This is a genomic window from Rhizobium sp. BIGb0125 (assembly GCF_024810055.1).
Lineage (GTDB): Bacteria > Pseudomonadota > Alphaproteobacteria > Rhizobiales > Rhizobiaceae > Agrobacterium.
Genome location: NZ_JANUDV010000012.1, coordinates 101,155 through 118,096, shown reverse-complemented (window position 1 = coordinate 118,096; position 16,942 = coordinate 101,155). Strand labels below are relative to the sequence as shown.

Annotated in this window: 12 protein-coding genes; 2 read left to right on the top strand and 10 right to left on the bottom strand. The window is 55.5% G+C overall.

Annotated features, from left to right (window positions below):
• Window positions 1-62: 62 nt before the first annotated feature.
• The 4 genes from M2418_RS24890 to M2418_RS24875 all read right to left on the bottom strand — a co-directional run bounded on the left by M2418_RS24890 (window position 63) and on the right by M2418_RS24875 (window position 4,165).
• The gene (locus tag M2418_RS24890; protein ID WP_259149712.1) at window positions 63-1,067 is read right to left on the bottom strand and encodes an NADP-dependent oxidoreductase; all 1,005 of its coding nucleotides are present in this window, start codon (window positions 1,065-1,067) and stop codon (window positions 63-65) included.
• A gap of 209 nt (window positions 1,068-1,276) precedes the next feature.
• The gene (locus tag M2418_RS24885; RefSeq protein ID WP_259149711.1) at window positions 1,277-2,101 is read right to left on the bottom strand and encodes an oxidoreductase; all 825 of its coding nucleotides are present in this window, start codon (window positions 2,099-2,101) and stop codon (window positions 1,277-1,279) included.
• A 125-nt stretch (window positions 2,102-2,226) separates the two neighbouring features.
• On the bottom strand, window positions 2,227-3,321 hold the full coding sequence (locus tag M2418_RS24880) for an alkene reductase (protein ID WP_259149710.1): 1,095 nt from the start codon (window positions 3,319-3,321) through the stop codon (window positions 2,227-2,229).
• Between the two features lie 55 nt (window positions 3,322-3,376).
• Window positions 3,377-4,165, bottom strand: coding sequence for an SDR family oxidoreductase (locus M2418_RS24875; RefSeq protein WP_192490117.1), 789 nt, complete (start codon window positions 4,163-4,165; stop codon window positions 3,377-3,379).
• A gap of 110 nt (window positions 4,166-4,275) precedes the next feature.
• Between M2418_RS24875 and M2418_RS24870 the strand changes: the two genes are divergently transcribed.
• Window positions 4,276-4,839 (top strand): TetR/AcrR family transcriptional regulator, encoded by a 564-nt coding sequence (locus tag M2418_RS24870; RefSeq protein WP_250984687.1) that lies wholly within the window; start codon window positions 4,276-4,278, stop codon window positions 4,837-4,839.
• A gap of 338 nt (window positions 4,840-5,177) precedes the next feature.
• A complete protein-coding gene (locus M2418_RS24865) occupies window positions 5,178-6,515 on the top strand; it encodes a bifunctional diguanylate cyclase/phosphodiesterase (protein WP_250984688.1) in 1,338 nt (445 codons plus the stop codon).
• 202 nt (window positions 6,516-6,717) lie between these two features.
• On the opposite strand, the gene M2418_RS24860 is transcribed toward M2418_RS24865, so the two are convergent.
• The 6 genes from M2418_RS24860 to M2418_RS24835 all read right to left on the bottom strand — a co-directional run bounded on the left by M2418_RS24860 (window position 6,718) and on the right by M2418_RS24835 (window position 16,846).
• Entirely contained in the window at window positions 6,718-7,251 is a 534-nt protein-coding gene (locus M2418_RS24860; protein WP_259149706.1) for a lipocalin family protein, read from the bottom strand.
• Window positions 7,252-7,423: 172 nt separating this feature from the next.
• A complete protein-coding gene (locus M2418_RS24855) occupies window positions 7,424-9,334 on the bottom strand; it encodes an AI-2E family transporter (protein ID WP_405049483.1) in 1,911 nt (636 codons plus the stop codon).
• Between the two features lie 57 nt (window positions 9,335-9,391).
• Window positions 9,392-10,015 (bottom strand): DedA family protein, encoded by a 624-nt coding sequence (locus tag M2418_RS24850; RefSeq protein ID WP_259149705.1) that lies wholly within the window; start codon window positions 10,013-10,015, stop codon window positions 9,392-9,394.
• Window positions 10,016-10,199: 184 nt separating this feature from the next.
• Window positions 10,200-12,146 (bottom strand): bifunctional diguanylate cyclase/phosphodiesterase, encoded by a 1,947-nt coding sequence (locus M2418_RS24845; protein WP_250984691.1) that lies wholly within the window; start codon window positions 12,144-12,146, stop codon window positions 10,200-10,202.
• A 468-nt stretch (window positions 12,147-12,614) separates the two neighbouring features.
• Window positions 12,615-15,731 (bottom strand): efflux RND transporter permease subunit, encoded by a 3,117-nt coding sequence (locus M2418_RS24840; protein WP_259149703.1) that lies wholly within the window; start codon window positions 15,729-15,731, stop codon window positions 12,615-12,617.
• Complete coding sequence (locus M2418_RS24835) at window positions 15,731-16,846, bottom strand: efflux RND transporter periplasmic adaptor subunit (RefSeq protein WP_259149702.1); 1,116 nt, start codon at window positions 16,844-16,846, stop codon at window positions 15,731-15,733. Before M2418_RS24835 ends, M2418_RS24840 begins: the two co-directional genes overlap by 1 nt.
• Window positions 16,847-16,942: the final 96 nt, after the last annotated feature.

The following is a 16,942-nucleotide window of genomic DNA, read 5'->3' as shown; positions in this document are numbered from 1 at the left end:
GAGACCGAAATCAGCAGCAAATGTGATAACAGCGACAAGAATCTTCTAGTGCTGCTGCGAAGCTAATCTGCAACCCGTACCACGACCTTTCCCTTGGCGCGCCCGGTCTCAACATAGGCCAAGGCTTCCGGCATCTGCTCAAAGGGGAACACCTTGTCCACCACCGGACGGATGATGCCGGCGTCGATTAGCTTGGCGATTTCACGCAATTGCTGTCCTTCTGCGCGCATGAACAGGAAGGAGTAATTGACGCCCCGGCTCTTTGCTTTTTTCAGAATGCTCCGGCTCAGTATATGCATCACCAGGCGCAGAAACATGTTAAACCGCAGCGATTTGGCGAAGGCAACGTCCGGCGGACCGGAGATCGAAATGAGCTGTCCACCCGGTTTGAGGACACTGAGCGACTTTTCCAGCGTTTGGGCATCCTGGCTGTTCAGCACTAGGTCATAACCGCTCAACAGCCGCTCGAAATCCTGCGTCTTGTAATCGATCACCACGTCCGCGCCTAAGCTCTTGACCAGTTCGACATTCGCGGTACTGGTGGTGGTCGCCACTGTTGCGCCGAGGTGTTTGGCAAGTTGGATGGCAAAGGTGCCGACACCACCGGAACCGGCCTGGATGAACACCTTCTGGCCGGGCTTGACCTTTCCCACCTCAACCAGCGCTTGCCAAGCGGTCAACCCGACCAGCGGGATCGATGCGGCTTGCTCCATGGAAAGGCTTTGAGGTTTCGGCGCAACATCTGCGGCATCAATCGCTATCATCTCTGCAAAGGCGCCAACCCTCTGATCTCGCGGGCGGGCGTAAACCTCATCACCTACCTTGAACTCTCGCACATTAACGCCAACACGAATTACCGTTCCGGCCAGATCGTGACCAAGAATGAAGGGCGGCCGATAGGGTAGGAACAACTTGAATTCGCCGTTACGAACCTTGGAATCCAGAAGATTGATCGCGGTGGCGTCTATGTGCACCAGCACATCATTGGCACCGATCTCGGGATCAGGCATATCCGCCAGACGCAAGGGACCGTTGTTTTTGTATCTGTCAACGACAAAGGCTTTCACGCGCTTTCTCCAGTATGAAATGATGTCAGATCAGACAGCCTGGCAAGCCAAGGGCTTCCGGCACAAACTTTCAATGATATTGGAATATACCACCATGATCGGCATCACCGTAGATCACCAATTCGGCCTTCTGAATGGGTCGGGCCGATGCGTTCGTCATGTTCGACCTGCTCTTTGCCCGGGTGGGCAATTGGCCTGAGAATATGGTCTCATGCGATGTTGAACTGTTTGCGCAGGATGCGATCAAACAGCGCACGCGGAAGGAACCGCCGGGCAAACGAGGTCTGTCGGGCAGCCTTGCCAGAGGGGTAGCGTAACAGCAACTTCCTGGCCTGTGCTGCTGCAAGGATGGTCTCCGCAACATCATCTGCGGTGTCTCCAGCCGCCATGGCAGCATTGAATGCAGACTGATATCTGGCAAATGTGTTGCGATAGACCGCAACAGGACGATCGCCTTGTGGTGAGTTGGCTTCGATGGAGGTCTTGGTGGCCCATGGCTCGATGACGGCAACGCGGATGCCGAAGCCCCGCACCTCATGATCCAGGGATTCGGAATAACCCTCGATTGCGTGTTTGCTTGCCGTGTAATAGGCGCCGAAGGGGCCGGGAATAAGCCCCACGACCGAGCCGATATTGAGGATCCGCCCACCGGCCTGCTGACGCATGATCGGAAGGACCTCGTTGGTCACCCGTACGACACCCAGAAAATTGGTGTCGAACAGGGCACGAACCTGCTCGATGGAGCTTTCCTCAGCCGCGCCCGATATGGCGTAGCCGGCATTGTTGACCAACAGGTCAATGCGGCCAAGTTCGGCATGGGCCAGCGCCACGGCGGCGGCAACGGAGGCGTCCGAAGTCACGTCGCAAGCGATCATCCGTATGCCGTGGCGGATCTCGCCAGCCGCCGCCTTGCGGCTGGTGCCAATGACACGGAAACCCGCCCGGCTTAGCGCCAATGCTGCTGCCTTGCCGATGCCGCTGGATGCACCGGTGACGAATGCAGTTTTCTGTCCTTTTGGTGTCAAGGTGGTCATAGCTTTCTTCTCGATCTGGTGCGCGACAGCCTGCCGCGCAGCCCTGGGAGTTGCCGGAGGGAATAGTCATTGATTGATGATGATTGGCATTACAGGGAGCCGTACTGACGCACGGCTCCCATTGCTTAGCTGCCGGACGTCTCGTTAAAGCGCGGATAGTCGGTATAACCCGCAGCACCGCCACCATAGAGCGTGGCCGGATTCATTTCCGCCAGCGGTGCGCCGCTTTGCAGCCGCTCTACCAGATCCGGATTGGCAATGAACGGACGACCGAAGGCGATAAGATCCGCCTTTTCATCGGCCAGTTGCGACGTTGCCAGGTCCAGATCATAGCCGTTATTGGCGATATAGGTCTTGGAGAAGCGGCGGCGCAGTGACGCGTAATCAAATGGTGCCACGTCGCGTGGGCCGCCTGTCGCGCCTTCAACGACATGAAGATAGGCAATGCCAAGCGCATCGAGCTGATCGACAATATAGTCGTACTGTGCCTGCGGATCGCTGCTGGAAATTCCGTTGGCGGGCGAGACCGGCGAAATCCGGATGCCGGTGCGTTCTGCGCCAATCTCCTGCGTCACCGCTGCGGTGACTTCCAGCATCAGACGCGCTCGGTTTTCCTCCGAGCCGCCATAGGCATCGGTTCGGACATTGGCACCGTCCTTGGCAAACTGTTCCAGCAGATAGCCATTGGCGCCGTGAACCTCGACGCCATCGAAACCGGCCTCAATGGCATTGGCGGCGGCCTTGCGGAAGTCGTTGACGATGCCAGCCAGTTCATCGATTTCCAGCGCGCGAGGCTCTGAAACATCAACAAAGGCATTATTGACGAAGGTCTTGGTTGCCGCGCGAATTGCGGAGGGCGCAACCGGCTTGCCGCCATTGGGCTGCAGGTCGACATGGCTGATGCGACCGACATGCCAAAGCTGCAGGACGATGCGTCCGCCCTTTCCATGCACGGCGTCGGTTACCTTGCGCCAGCCATCGATCTGCGCTTGGGTATAGATGCCGGGCGTGTCCTGGTAACCTTGCCCTTGCTGAGAAATCTGGGTGGCTTCGGAAATGATCAGACCAGCCGACGCACGCTGGGCGTAATATTCCGTGGCCAGTTCGCCGGGCACGAAGCCCGCGCCGGCCCGGTTGCGCGTAAGCGGCGCCATGACGATGCGGTTTGCAAGAGTGAAGGCGCCAAGGGTGTAGGGTTTGAAAAGCGGGTTGTTGGTCATAATGTGTACCTGTGGTGTTTGTTCTGCTGTGGCGTTGGCTTGCTGAGGGGGATGCTCAGGCTGGCGTCCGATACCGCTGCGCTGGAGCAGCGTTGCCATAGTTGCCGAGCATGGCTTTGCGTGCCCCATCAAAAGCGTCCCACTGTCCGTCGTCGTGAAGCGGCGGTATCGTCACCGGTTCGCGACGATCAAAGCCGACCAGGGCAGCATCCACCAGATCGCCCACTTCCATGACATTGTTCATGGCGTTTACATCTGCGCCGACATGATCCCAGATTTCGGTGCGGGTCGTTGCAGGAAGCACAGCCTGAATGTAGACGCCCTTGGGGCCGAGTTCGTGCGCAAGCCCCTGCGAGAGGAACAGGACAAAAGCCTTGGTCGCGCCGTAAACCGTCATGCCGAATTCCGGCGCGAGGCCAACGACCGACCCGATATTGACGATTGCACCCTCACCCGCTGCGGCAAGACGCGGCGCAATGGCGCCGGCAAGCCGGACAAGCGCGGTGGCGTTGAGTGCAACGAGCTTGGTCATGTCGTCTATGCTCTGGTCGACGAAACTTCCGCCGATTGCCGTTCCGGCATTGTTGACGAGAATGCCGATGCGCGCATCGTCCCGCAGCCGGGTCTCTACCTTAACAAGGTCCGCCGTATTCGTGAGATCGGCCGGGAGGATATCGATCGTCACGCCGGTTTGCTGGCGAAGACGGCTGGCAAGCGCTTCCAAGCGGGCCACGTCTCGGGCCACTAGCACAAGATCATGGCCCCGACGCGCGAAGCGTTCGGCATAGGTTGCGCCGATGCCAGTTGAGGCACCCGTTATCAGGACTGCAGGAATTTGGCTCATCGGATTGCTCTTTTCTGTCGTTGATCCTATATTCATGACGATCATCATGAATGGATTTAAATATGATAGCCATCATGTAAAAGTCAACTGTGATTACGGAGAAATTTGAAATGAAGGTCAGCCGGGAACAAATGGCGGAGAACAGACGCCGCATTCTGGACGTCGCCAGCCTGTTGTTTAAGGACAAGGGGTTTGAGGCGGTCAGTGTTGCAGAGGTTATGAAGGCGGCCGGCCTGACCCATGGCGGGTTCTATGGGCATTTCAGCTCAAAGGATGATCTGGTGGCGCAGACGCTGGCGCACGCGCTTGCGGCAGATAGTTTCGCAGGCGCAACCTTCAGCGATTTCGTTGCCTCCTATCTGGCGCCTCGACACCGTGACAACCCCGGCAATGGATGCCCGACCGCCGGTCTGGCCGCCGCCATTCGCCACCAAACGCCCGCAGCGACAGCCGCGATGACCGAAGGTCTGCGCGCACAACTCGCCCGCATCGAAAAGGCGCTTCCGGACCAAGGTGCGACCGACGCGCGCCGTGCAGCAATAGGAAGCTGGGCAGCAATGGTGGGCGCAATCATTCTGGCCAGAGCGGTCGATGATCCCGAATTGTCAAACGAGGTTCTTGATCAGACCCGCGCCTGGATCGACACGCGTGTCGGAGAGGTCGCGCATGAGTAGAACATGCGCACTCAAGCAACCGAACGCAGAACGGCAAAGACTGGCGTGATACGATGTGCTCACAACCCTTCTCAATCCTGAAAATTTGGTTGATGGCACCGCGGTTACCATAGGGGCGAAAACGGCAAAACAGTCGTGACCTCACCGTGACGCGCGGCGTGAACACCTGCCCCCAGGGGCAGGCAGATTTGTCTGGACAAGCGATCTCCTCAATGACATTGCCCCTCAAGAGCAGCGTTAAGGAAAATTACAGTTTTTTGCTAAATGTTTGAGGCGGTTGTAGACTGACGGCTTGACCCCACTCACAGCACATTTTGACACGAGTGCCAGGCACAGACTTGACCCGATCGCATCCGACATTTCACACTGAACGTCTTCAGCATCTTCATTACGCATGCCGCTGCGCGTTGCCTCTAGCCGCCCTGGTAAGCGGCGCATGGATACCGTTTTTTGTTCTAATCCAGAACTGGCACCTGGTCGCCATCGAGAGCACGCTGTTTGCGTTCTTGACCTTGAGTTGGCAGATTGGCCGTCACTGGAACATGTCTCTTGGCATGTTGCTGGCCCAGATGGCCTGCTTACTGTTTATATTTTACTTCTCGATCTATTTTGATGTCCCGAGTGAAGAGGTTCCGCGTGTCTCTCATTTGTATCTACTCATCATTGCGTTAGCTGGTTACGGAAACTTCCAGAGAGACCGCAGTCAGTTGCAGCTTGCGATAATTTTCTTGTCGCTCGCCGGTTTTGCTGTCTTTTCCAGTACGTCGTTGAGGTTCGACTTCGCCCTTCCCCTACCCGATTCAGTGCGTTTGATAACGGCATGGATACATGTGAGTTTCCTTGCTGCGCTGTTGTGCGTTGGTGTTATTCTCCTTCAGGAAGGCATGACCGTTGATAGCAAGTTACGCCGGGAACTGCGGTCCGCGATTCCAAGGCAGCAGTTCGAGCTTTTTTTCCAGCCTCAAGTCAATCGTGATGGCCGATTGATAGGAGCGGAAGCGCTCATTCGCTGGAAGCATCCGAAACGTGGTTACATCCAGCCCGGCCACTTCATCCCTACGGCAGAGCGCGCCGGATTAATGGCCGATCTGGGTAACTGGGTCGTAGAGAACGCGGTTAAAACGCTAGCGGATTGGACAAATCAGGAAAGCACACGTGATCTCGTCATAGCTGTCAACATTAGCGCAGACCATTTCTTGAAACACGACTTCGTCAGCAGACTGATAGCTACCCTCAACGCGCACCAGGTCTCGCCATCCAGATTGAAGCTCGAACTGACCGAGAGTGTGTTTGTGACCGAGGTAGACGAACTGATTGGCAAGATGAAAGTCCTGCAGCATCATGGTATTTCGATTGCGCTCGATGATTTCGGCACCGGTTATTCATCGCTGAGCTATCTTCGCCGCCTGCCGCTTCAACAGCTAAAAATCGATCGAAGTTTCGTTCGGGCCATAGCGGAGGGCAGCCGGGGCGCATCGCTGGTCACACGCATTTCGCAGATGGGACAGGACTTGGGCCTCGAAATGTTGGCGGAGGGGATCGAGAATGATGAGCAATTTCAGTTTATGCTGTCTTGCGGCTGCCAATCTTTCCAGGGCTATTATTTCGGACGTCCGGTCGCCCTCGAAACATTTGAAGAGCGGATACGAGGTCTGATCAATCCAGCAGATCATTGAAACACGACTTCAAAACGCCCGACCGGCGCTCCCAACGCGCCGTACTTAGGGAAAATTTGCATCATTGCCGTCATCCGGTTTCCTTGGCATCGAGCGCTTTACGTTGCATGCCAAGTTCAGTGGGACAGGATCAAAAACCGAAACCGAGAGGGATGGATTGGCAGCAACACCGCGGCCTTGGTATTCGACGCTGCATTATTGCCTAATGCTGTGTCCAACGAATAAGGCTCACGTCATAACCTAATGACTTGGCTTTTCTCGCCAGCATCTCCCGCGTGCGTTGTGAAGGGTTGGCGGTGCGGGTCAGAATCCAGAGGTACCGCCCTGACGGTTCGCCCACTATCGACCAAGTGTAATCAGGGGCGCGGTCAAGTACCCAGTAATTGCCAAAGAAAGGCCCGAAAAACGAAACTTTTAGCTTGGCATTGCCGCTGGAAGGCACGATTTTTGCCCGACCTTCAACGGATTTGACGCTGCCATTGATCCCGCCCTGACGGCAGGTATTGATCACCTTGATCATACCATCATCACGCAACGAGTAATCAGCAGTGACGCCTTCGCAGTCAGTTTCAAACCGGTTTTCATAACGAGCCTGTTCGAACCAACGTCCAAGATAGCGGTTCAGTTCTACCGCTTTGACAGGCTGGGGAACTGACGTATTGCCAACCGGCCCGGACGGACTGCAGGCTGCGAGCAAGCCGGCGATAAGAAGTAATGAAAGTGATTTCGTTTTCATGAACCGTTAAATGAAGCACCCCGCCTAAAGTTCCAGCCTGTACCTTTCCCAAAGCAATGCTTTGCACATTAAATGCATGCGCCGGTCACTTTGGGCAGATGGCAGTGCAAGCAAGGCTTCGCCGTGTCTGTACTATAGCTTGGGAAGTCAGCCGAACATCGCTTGCAATGTGTCAGGCGGCTACGATCGTCCCTGGCCTTGCCCTGATGAGTTTGCGGATGGGGGATTTAAGTTCAACTGCCATGACGTCGGAAAGCGCACCTTGGACCGCTTCTGCGATAGTCGAGGAAATGAAATCGGCACTTATTTCGCCCGGGTCAATGGCAACGATTTCTTCTGCTTCGAGCAGCGGAATGACGATTCCCACCCGCAGGGACGGCTTTTGACGCTTCAGTCTTCTTATGATCTGACGGGCGTGTGGCTTTGATTTCGGGTTCAGGAAAACGATAATCGCGGTGTCTGCCTCACCAACATTTGGCAATTTTACACGGTTTACCGCAGGCATTGCTAAGTCATCCGCGAGAACGGTTGCCCCCTGGACCGCCAGTACCTGCGAAATCATCGCCGCAGCTGCCATGTCTATCGGGCCTCGCCCACCGACGCATAGAAGCGTTTTACCTGCCCCGTCGGGCAGGGAATTTTCCAGGGCTTCGGCATCCTGCGAACCGTCACTCTCCTCCTCTAAGGCGATGTCAGCCAGGTTGCCAACCAGTGTCATTGTCGTTGCCGCGAAAAGAGCCAGTTGCTCGTCCGTCATTACCCCGCGTTGGCGATCAGCCTCGCCAAGAGACAAGGCAGGCAACCCCACCTTGTCATAATAGTCGATGAGATACTCCTCTTCGAGGAATTCCTCAGCGTTATCAGTTGCCTCGCTAGGATCTCCTGCAAGCAATCGCTGGTAGAGCTTCTCTTGAGGCTCGAGCACCGGATTATTGCCCAAAAGTACATCGAGGAAGCTGAATTCCGGCACATATCGTCCCAGCACGACCAGACACACTGTCAGTGGCGTGGACAACATGAGCCCTAAAGGTCCCCATAGCCAAGACCAAAAAATGGCAGATACGATAATAGCCAGAGGTGAAAGTCCTGTGTGGCTCCCGTATAACCAGGGCTCAACCACATTGTTGCTGATCAGCTCAGTGACAATGAACAAACCAGCAACCCAAGCCAGCAATGACCATCCAGGCGCGATTGCAAGTGCTAGGAAAAGCGGGAGGATCATTCCTATGACAGGTCCAATATAAGGCACAAAACGAAGCACCAGTGTCAGGAGCCCCCACAAAATCGCATTCGGGATTCCCAGCCACCACAGCCCGAGTGCAATAGGGATCGCGTAAAGGGAGTTCACGACCAGTTGCATCAGCAAGTATTTTCCCACGCGGCTGCCGGCATCCTTGAGCGCCGCAGTTGTTTTATGCAGGTCGCCCAGCCCAACTAACCTTATAAACCGATCACGCAGATCTTCACGTTCGAGCAACATGAAAACCACAAGGACTATGACCAAACCGGCAGTCGCAAATGGGCTTATCAGGGGGATGATGAAATTTCCCAGTGTCTGGACCGGATTAGACCTCGTGACGATTTCAACGGGCATGGGTTCCTGACGGGAAGGCCCAACTGCCTGACTTTCACTTGCCCTGTCCTGCAGCTCGGCCCCTACTCGCTCAACGACCTTGCTTAAGTGTTCGAGAACCCCGTTTCCCGAACCAGGCTGGCTAAGTGTCTGTATCTTGAGAACGATATTTCGTTGATATGTCGGAATATTTTCAGCAAGATTTGCCACTTGGCCCGCTACGACGAAGCTAAACATGGCAATCGCCAAGAAAGCCACCACCACAGCGGAAATCACCGCTGCGACCTTTGGAACGTGTCGACGCTTCAGGAATGTAACAATTGGGGAAAGGGTGAATGTCAGAAGTAAAGCGAGCGCAAGCGGTACAAATATCTCCTGCCCTACATGGAGAATAACGGCGACCGAGACCAAAATCAGCAACGTTCTGCCTGTAATCGCAGACGTTATATGCCCGCCGGGCTGAGGCCCTGTGCTTGCGGCGACGAGGATCTTATTTTGTTCTACAGCCAAGGGAACACCTCTAATGTTAGCCGCCAATGAACAAAGATTGTCTGCGTAGACCGTATTTTAGCTTGATGATTCGACCCGGCGGGCAGTTTCGGGTTTGAAGGTAACGACCCTGTACGCGTAAGCGAGTATGATCCCACAAAGCACCGTTGATGCCACTGGATCGACGTAGTCTTTGACCGTATCGTATGCCTGACCCAAGCCAAATCCCGCAATTGCGAGGATCGTCGTCCACATAATGCTGCCTAACGCGGAGTAAAAGGCAAACTGCCAAAACGGCATGCGAGCCAACCCTGCCGGTATGGAAATGAGTGTCCGTATGGTCGGTATAAGGCGGCCTAACAGCACAGACATTTTGCCATGACGGCGAAAGCGGCCGCGTGCGACCTGAATGTCATTTGGCGACAGTGTAAGCCAGCGCCCGTGGCGAGAGGCTATTGCCTCGATCTGCTTCTCGTTCACAACTCGCCCTAGAACGTACCAAGGCAAGATCCCCATGACGGCGCCGACTGACCCGGCTGCAATGACTGAGAAAACGTTTACTTCCCCTTTTGCGGCCAGATAGCCCGCCAAGGGCATGATAAGCTCGGAAGGAATTGGCGGAAAGATATTCTCAAGGAACATCAATAAACCAATGCCAAATAGCCCCAGTTCCTGCATGGTCCATTGAACAAAACTTTCCATACTCACGCCGCCAGTTTTTATTGCGACGCAGTCGAGCTTTGCTAAGCCTATGCGATCAGCAAGGATGATCGCATTTAACTCGCTGGAGATCGAAAGGATGCATCAACAGCGAGATATATATTTAAGGCCGTTAGATAACCTCACAGCACTGGCTCAAGCGGTGCTGCCATTGCGAAAATCAAGTTCATAGCACCATTCGTTTAGACGATTGCTGCGAAAGAAATTCACCGATATCAGGTTCTCTCATGGGCCGCGCATAAACATAGCCCTGCACCAGGGTAGCCCCGAGACCTTCCAGAGCCGCGAGCTCCTCAGGTATTTCGACCCCCTCAACCACGCATTCCAGCCCCATGTCTCGACTTAGGGTCAGGAGGGATTTCACGATTTTATAACTGGCTGGCTTTTTATGCAGATCAGTCACGAAGCTGCGATCAATCTTGATCTTGGTGAGTGGTAGAGCATGCAGCCGTGTCAGGCTGGAATAACCCGTGCCGAAATCATCCAGCGAAATACCACAACCCAGGCGCCGCAACACCTCGACCGACTGTCTGACCTGTTCGAAATCATGCGCAAAGGCCGTTTCGGTAATTTCAAGGTCAAGCCTTTGCGGATCAAAGCCGCTGTTTTCAATGATGCCGACTAATCTCAGCACGCCTTCGCAAGAGTTGAGATCATGGGCGGAAAGATTGAAGGACAACCTGAGGGATGGCTCCCATGCCGATGCAGCAGTCAGGGCCGTTTTGAGAAGGGGCCGAGTGAGTGAGCTTACGATACCAGCCCGTTCGGCAATAGAGAAAAACTGGTCAGGTGGCACTTGGCCGAGGACCGGGCTGTGCCAACGCGCCAGTGCTTCAAAACCGTTGGCTCGTCCATCGCGTATATCAACGATAGGCTGGAATACGACAGAAAGCTCTTTTTCCATATCTTTCTGTTTGAGCATATGTTCGATGCGGGCCTCTATATTGATCTGCTTTTCATGCTCTGCATCGAATAAAACAGCATCGCCACGCCGGGTCTTCTTAGCGTGGTAAAGCGCATAATCTGCTCGGTCGAAAAGCTGTTCAAGCGTCGAGGCAAGGTTTGGAAAAACCGCGATCCCCATGGAAGCGGACACATGCACTGTTCCTTCCGGCATGTGGTAGGGCGCTCTCAACTGCTCCGAAATAGCATTCGCATTGGCGACAAGTTGCACATCGTCCGGTATGATCGGGGCAACAATGGCAAATTCATCGCCACCGAGCCGAAACGCCCTGCTTGCCTTGAGAGAAGCGCTAAGACGTTTACTTACATTGACCAAGAGCCTGTCGCCCACAGAGTGTCCATAGAGGTCGTTGACTGGCTTGAAGCCATCAAGATCAATAACGCCGAGCGCCAGCCGGGTTCCCGTAATCTTGGCCTTTTCGAGTTCGGATTCCAGATGCGTGAAAAAGGCCCGGCGGTTCGGTAGCTCCGTCAGGCTGTCGATATTTGCAAGCAGCAGGTTCTCATTGCTCAGCGCTTCAGTACGCTGTTGGGAAACGACCATGCGCTCGAAATTGCGATAGTTGGTCAACAAGATGGACATCATGCCCGCACAAACCAGCAGAACATTGATGGCGATGGCAATGAATGTCGGTTGTTGTGAGGCCAGAAAAAAGACAATGAACGCCCCATTGACAATGACCGTGACAATAAAGGCGGCCGACCGCACATACATCAGACAAAAGATGCAGGAAATGACGGTAATTGCCATGTAGAAGGCGACGTGGGATTGCGTGTAGGCGTTCCCATAGGGCACGAGCGAAAAAGACCAGAGCGTGAATGCTATTGCGATCCCGACGGCCAGCCGGTTTGTGCGCTGTAGTGCGGCATGCGCAACCTTTGGCGAGGGATCGACACCGCGCGTCCGCCACCAGAATGCGATCCTGAGTGTACAGCCGACTGTGAACACAGCCGGTACTCCAATTGTGAGCCAAGACGGCGCCACTTCCACATGCGTCGTGGCAAGTGCCCAGGTGCTTGAAAGCAGTATAAAGTACATCATCGGCATTTGCCGGGTGAAGGCACGATATTGTTCTCGTAACAGGTCCGAATTATCAGCCCGTACAGACATAAAATACTGCAGTTTCTGCTTGGCGATTAATATGTTCATTCACACGACCCATCAAGTACAGAGTCGGTTATGTAACAAATCTATCTTTCATCATCGGAAATACAAAAGGTGAATCAAGCGGAAATGAAATCAACTGCAAGGTGTGAATGCATATTGATACATGATGCGTAATCAATACTGTTTCAAATCTGTGCTGGTCGTAAGCCTAAATATACTTGTTTACTCTACTTTCGAAAGCGTATGGCCTTTACCCAGCCCGTCCCGAGGAGCGAGATTTTTGGCATCGAGAATGAAACTCGACACTGCTACTCTGACGTGGTGTGATTTCTGTCCACTGTCTTCGCGTAATTCGCCGGTCCAGACGCTTGGGAGCCGATGTGGCGCAAGTGCATTTCGCCACATCCGGAGCAGATTGAAGCATAGCGGCTAGGGGAATTCCGTCACTTCTAGTTGGCAGGTCCCAACCTTCCCGGCAGCACTCCATGCGTTCGATGGCCCGACGAACCTCTATTCTGCGGCCATCGCCGGCATGGGAGCCGGCTCGTCGATCTGGGCCGGTTGCGCATGGTGCGCCCCCTTTGGCGGCTTGATCCGGCACCACACGGCATAAAGTGCAGGAAGAAAAAGGAGGATCATCACGGTACCCGCCGCCGTACCGCCGATCAGCGTATAAGCCATCGATCCCCAGAACACTGAATGGGTCAGAGGTATGAACGCCAGGATCGCAGCAAGCGCGGTCAGGATCACCGGGCGCGTCCGCTGAACGGTCGCTTCGATGACGGCATGGTAATCATCGAGACCTGCGGTCTGGTTTTCCTTAATCTGCTCTGTCAGGATCAACGTGTTACGCATGAGGATACCCGCCAGTCCTATCAGGCCAAGAATTGCGTTAAAACCGAACGGCTGATTGAACAGGAGCAATGTCGGCACGACCCCTGCGAGACCAAGCGGCGCTGTCAGCATCACCATAGTCATCGTCGACAGGCTGCGAACCTGCAGGATGATGACGATCAACATGGCGGCAATCATCAACGGAAATACTTGCACAAGAGCGACGTTTGCCTTGAGGGACTCCTCGATATTGCCTCCCATCTCGATCCGGTATCCGACCGGGAGCGACGCGATGAGCGGCTGTAGTGCTTTCATGACCTGTTGCGAAACTTCCGGTGGCTGCGTCGCCTCGTTGATATCAGACCTGATCGTGATGACCGGAGTCCGGTCACGACGCTTCAAGATCGGCTCTTCGAACCGGATCTCGGAATGCCCGAGTTGATCCAGCGGCACCTGACGGCCATCCCTGCTCATCAGCGAGAAGTCGGCAAGACGCGACGGGTCGAGACGGATTTCGCCAGCGCTTCGCGCAACGACAGGCACGTTGCGGATGTTGTCGCGGACCTGCGTGACCGGAATCCCGCTCAGAAGCATCTGCAGCTGCTGGGCCGCCTCCGCTGGCGAAAGGCCAATCAGATTGAGCCGCTCCTGATCAGGGACAAATCGCAGAACAGGTGTTCGATTGCCCCAGTCGCGGTTGGCTTGGCGGACATCGGGAACGGTCTTCATCAGCGCCAGAGCTTGCTCCGAGATCTTGTAGAGTTCGGTTTGATCAGGTCCCATGATCCGGAATTCGACGGGGAACGGCGTGTACGGACCAAATACGAGCTGCGTCACCCGGACAGATGCTTCGGGGACAAGTCCTTCCGATATGGCAGCGCGAAGGCGGTGCTTGAGTTCTTCGCGTGCATGGGCATCGGGTGTGAGCACGACGACCTTGGCGAAGGCAGGGTCAGGCAGTTCCGGTGCCATTGCAAAGAAGAAGCGCGGTGCGCCCTGCCCTACGTAGGACGTGACGATGTCGGACTCAGGCTGGGTCTGCAGCCAGTCTTCAACTTTCTTGACCGCAGATGTCGTCGCCTCGATGCTCGTGCCCTCTGGCATGCGCACTTCGACCAACACCTCAGGACGGTCTGATGTCGGGAAGAATTGCTGTTTGACCCCGCCCATCCCAATGACAGAAACTGCCATAGAAATGCCCACCACGGCGCAGACCATAAATTTATGGCGAACTGCAAACTCGATGGTTGAGCGCAACCGGCGATAATTTGGCGTATTGTATATCGCCTCGTGGCCGCCCTCGACGGGTTTGATGTCCGGCAACATCTTCACGCCGAGGTAGGGTGTGAAGGTCACAGCGACAATCCACGATACGATCAGGGCAAAGCCGACGACCCAGAAAATGTTGCCGGCATATTCGCCGGCAGTGGACTTCGCAAAACCGACGGGCATCAGTCCGATGATCGTAACCAGCGTGCCGGATAGCATAGGGGCTGCGGTATGGCTCCAGGCATAAGCGGCCGCCTTGATGCGGTCCATGCCTTCTTCCATCTTCACGACCATGACTTCAATGGCGATGATAGCGTCGTCAACTAGAAGGCCAAGCGCGAGGATCAGTGCACCAAGCGTGATGCGATCGAAGAACCGTCCCGTTTCCAGCATGATCAGGAAGACGAGGGCAAGCGTCAGTGGCACTGCAAGCGCCACGACAATGCCGACGCGCCAGCCGAGCGCCACCAGGCTCACGAACAAAACAACGCCAAGCGCCATCGCAAACTTGAGCATGAACTCGCCAACGGCTTCATCGATGTTGACGGCTTGGTCGCTGACCTTGGTGAGTGTCATCCCCAGCGGCAGCGTCTGCGCGATCGCAGCCGACCGGGCCTCAAGCGCCTTGCCGAGATCAAGACCGTTCCAGCCCGCTTGCATGACGGCACCCAGCATAATCGTGGGTTCGCCTTCGTGGCGGATAATGTAGGTCGCTGGATCCTGATAGCCTCGACGCACCTCCGCCAGGTCGGAGAGCTTCAGCGTTCGTCCGGCGGCAACGATCGGCGTGTCGGCGATGGCCTGCACACTGTTGTAAGCTCCATCGAAGCGGATGAAGACCTGTGGTCCTTTGGTGTCGATTGATCCCGCGGGCGTTACCGTGTTCTGTCTTTGCAAGGCGGCAGCGATATCCTGCGCGGATATGCCGAGCGTCGCGAGTTTTGCATAGGAGAACTCGACGAAGATCTGTTCGGGACGCTCGCCGACGATGTTGATTTTCTTGACACCAGGCACGTGCAGGAGATCCTGCCGGATGACTTCCGCTTGCCGAACCAGATCGCGCATCGGCATTCCCTTTGCCTTCAGGGCATAAAGGCCGAAACTCACGTCGGAATACTCGTCGTTGACGAATGGGCCCATCACGCCCGGAGGCAGGTTTCGAGCCTCATCGCCGAGCTTTTTGCGCGCCTGATAGAATTCTTCTGCCACAGCACTGGACGGCGTATTATCCTTGAGGGTGACTGTCAGGAACGCGTAACCAGGCCGCGTTGTCGTTTCGACGCGGTCGTACCAGGTCAGTTCCTGAATACGTTTCTCAAGCGGCTCAGCGACGAGGTCCTGCATTTCTCTCGCGGTGGCGCCCGGCCAGACTGACGTGACCGTCAGTGTCTTGATCGTGAACGACGGATCTTCGGCGCGTCCCAGCTTTACAAAGGCATAGGCCCCAGCGGCTGCCAGCAGCACGATAAAGAAAAGAGTGATGGCACGTTCGCGAACCGCGATGGCGGAAAGATTGAAGCTCATTAGTTTTTAACCTCTTGTTGCGAGGCAATCCTGACGTTTGCGCCATCGTTGAGAAGATGTGCCCCCAAGGCAACGACCTGCTCTCCAGTCACAATCCCGGTAACAAATGCCGTCTCCTCGCCGATCTGGCGAACCTTGACTGGTGTGAACTTCACAGTCGAAGTGGTGCTGTCGACAACCCACACGCCTGTACGATTTCCGTCGTCCAGGAGTGCACCCACGGGTATCGCAACTTCCGACTGGCGGTCAGTGTCGGGGATTTTGATTGTCACAGTCGAGCCAAGCGGGGCTGAAGCCGCATTGCCCTCAAGAATGTAACGAGCCTCGTAAGTCCGGGTTTGGGGATCGGCAGAATCGGACATCTGCCGCAGCCTGGCCTTGCCGCTCAGACTGCCGCCTCCGTAAACATCGGCCTGAGCCTCGGAGCCTAGAGCGGGCCGTAGGGTCTCAGGAAGCCAGACGATGGCTTCACGTGGTCCGGACTGCGCCAGTTGCACGACCGTCTGGCCTGCGGCAACGACCTGCCCGGGATCTCCAAGGGTCTGGACTATGGTTCCGTCAGCGTCTGCGACGAGAAGCGTGTAGAGGGTGTTGTTTTCAGCCACTTGGGCGTCGGCTTCTGCTGCCGCGAGTTGAGCCGTCGCAGTGTCAAGCGCTGCTTTTGCCTGTTCATATCGCTGTGGAGTGGCTGCCAAACCATTTTTTACCAACGCTGCATAGCGTTTCTCGTCTAACTGCGCCTGGACCAGAACGGCGCGTGCTGCGGTGACTGCATTTCGTCTGGCGATGAGCGCCAGTTGCAGGTCGGTTTCATCAATTCGCATGAGCGCCTGGTCTTTGCTGACCTGCTGCCCCACATCGACCATCCGCTCGACAATCTTGCCCGGAACACGGAAACCAAGGTTGCTCTGGACGCGGGACGCGACCGTTCCTGTGAAAGAGCGCTCAGTCATTCCGGTGTTCGTGACCTCGGCAACCCGAACCAGGGGGGAGGCTGTCCTCGGATCAGCCGCCAAAGCTTCCTGCCTCGTCGGCTCGTAGAACATGAAGAAGGCTCCGGCAGAACCTGCTGCTGCCACGAGGCCTACGAGAGACAGGACATATTTGCGTTTCATTGTTGCGTTCTCTTCTTGACCAGCGATCCAAACGAATTAGATTGCGACCTAACTCTATTTTCATTATAGATGTCAATCGAAATCTAATTGGAGGTC

Bases quoted from the DNA above. Each gene is read 5' to 3' on its own strand.
- M2418_RS24885 (WP_259149711.1), bottom strand. From the start codon at position 2,101: ATGACCACCTTGACACCAAAAGGACAGAAAACTGCATTCGTCACCGGT.
- M2418_RS24880 (WP_259149710.1), bottom strand. From the start codon at position 3,321: ATGACCAACAACCCGCTTTTCAAACCCTACACCCTTGGCGCCTTCACT.
- M2418_RS24875 (WP_192490117.1), bottom strand. From the start codon at position 4,165: ATGAGCCAAATTCCTGCAGTCCTGATAACGGGTGCCTCAACTGGCATC.
- M2418_RS24870 (WP_250984687.1), top strand. From the start codon at position 4,276: ATGAAGGTCAGCCGGGAACAAATGGCGGAGAACAGACGCCGCATTCTG.
- M2418_RS24860 (WP_259149706.1), bottom strand. From the start codon at position 7,251: ATGAAAACGAAATCACTTTCATTACTTCTTATCGCCGGCTTGCTCGCA.
- M2418_RS24850 (WP_259149705.1), bottom strand. From the start codon at position 10,015: ATGGAAAGTTTTGTTCAATGGACCATGCAGGAACTGGGGCTATTTGGC.
- M2418_RS24845 (WP_250984691.1), bottom strand. From the start codon at position 12,146: ATGAACATATTAATCGCCAAGCAGAAACTGCAGTATTTTATGTCTGTA.
- M2418_RS24840 (WP_259149703.1), bottom strand. From the start codon at position 15,731: ATGAGCTTCAATCTTTCCGCCATCGCGGTTCGCGAACGTGCCATCACT.
- M2418_RS24835 (WP_259149702.1), bottom strand. From the start codon at position 16,846: ATGAAACGCAAATATGTCCTGTCTCTCGTAGGCCTCGTGGCAGCAGCA.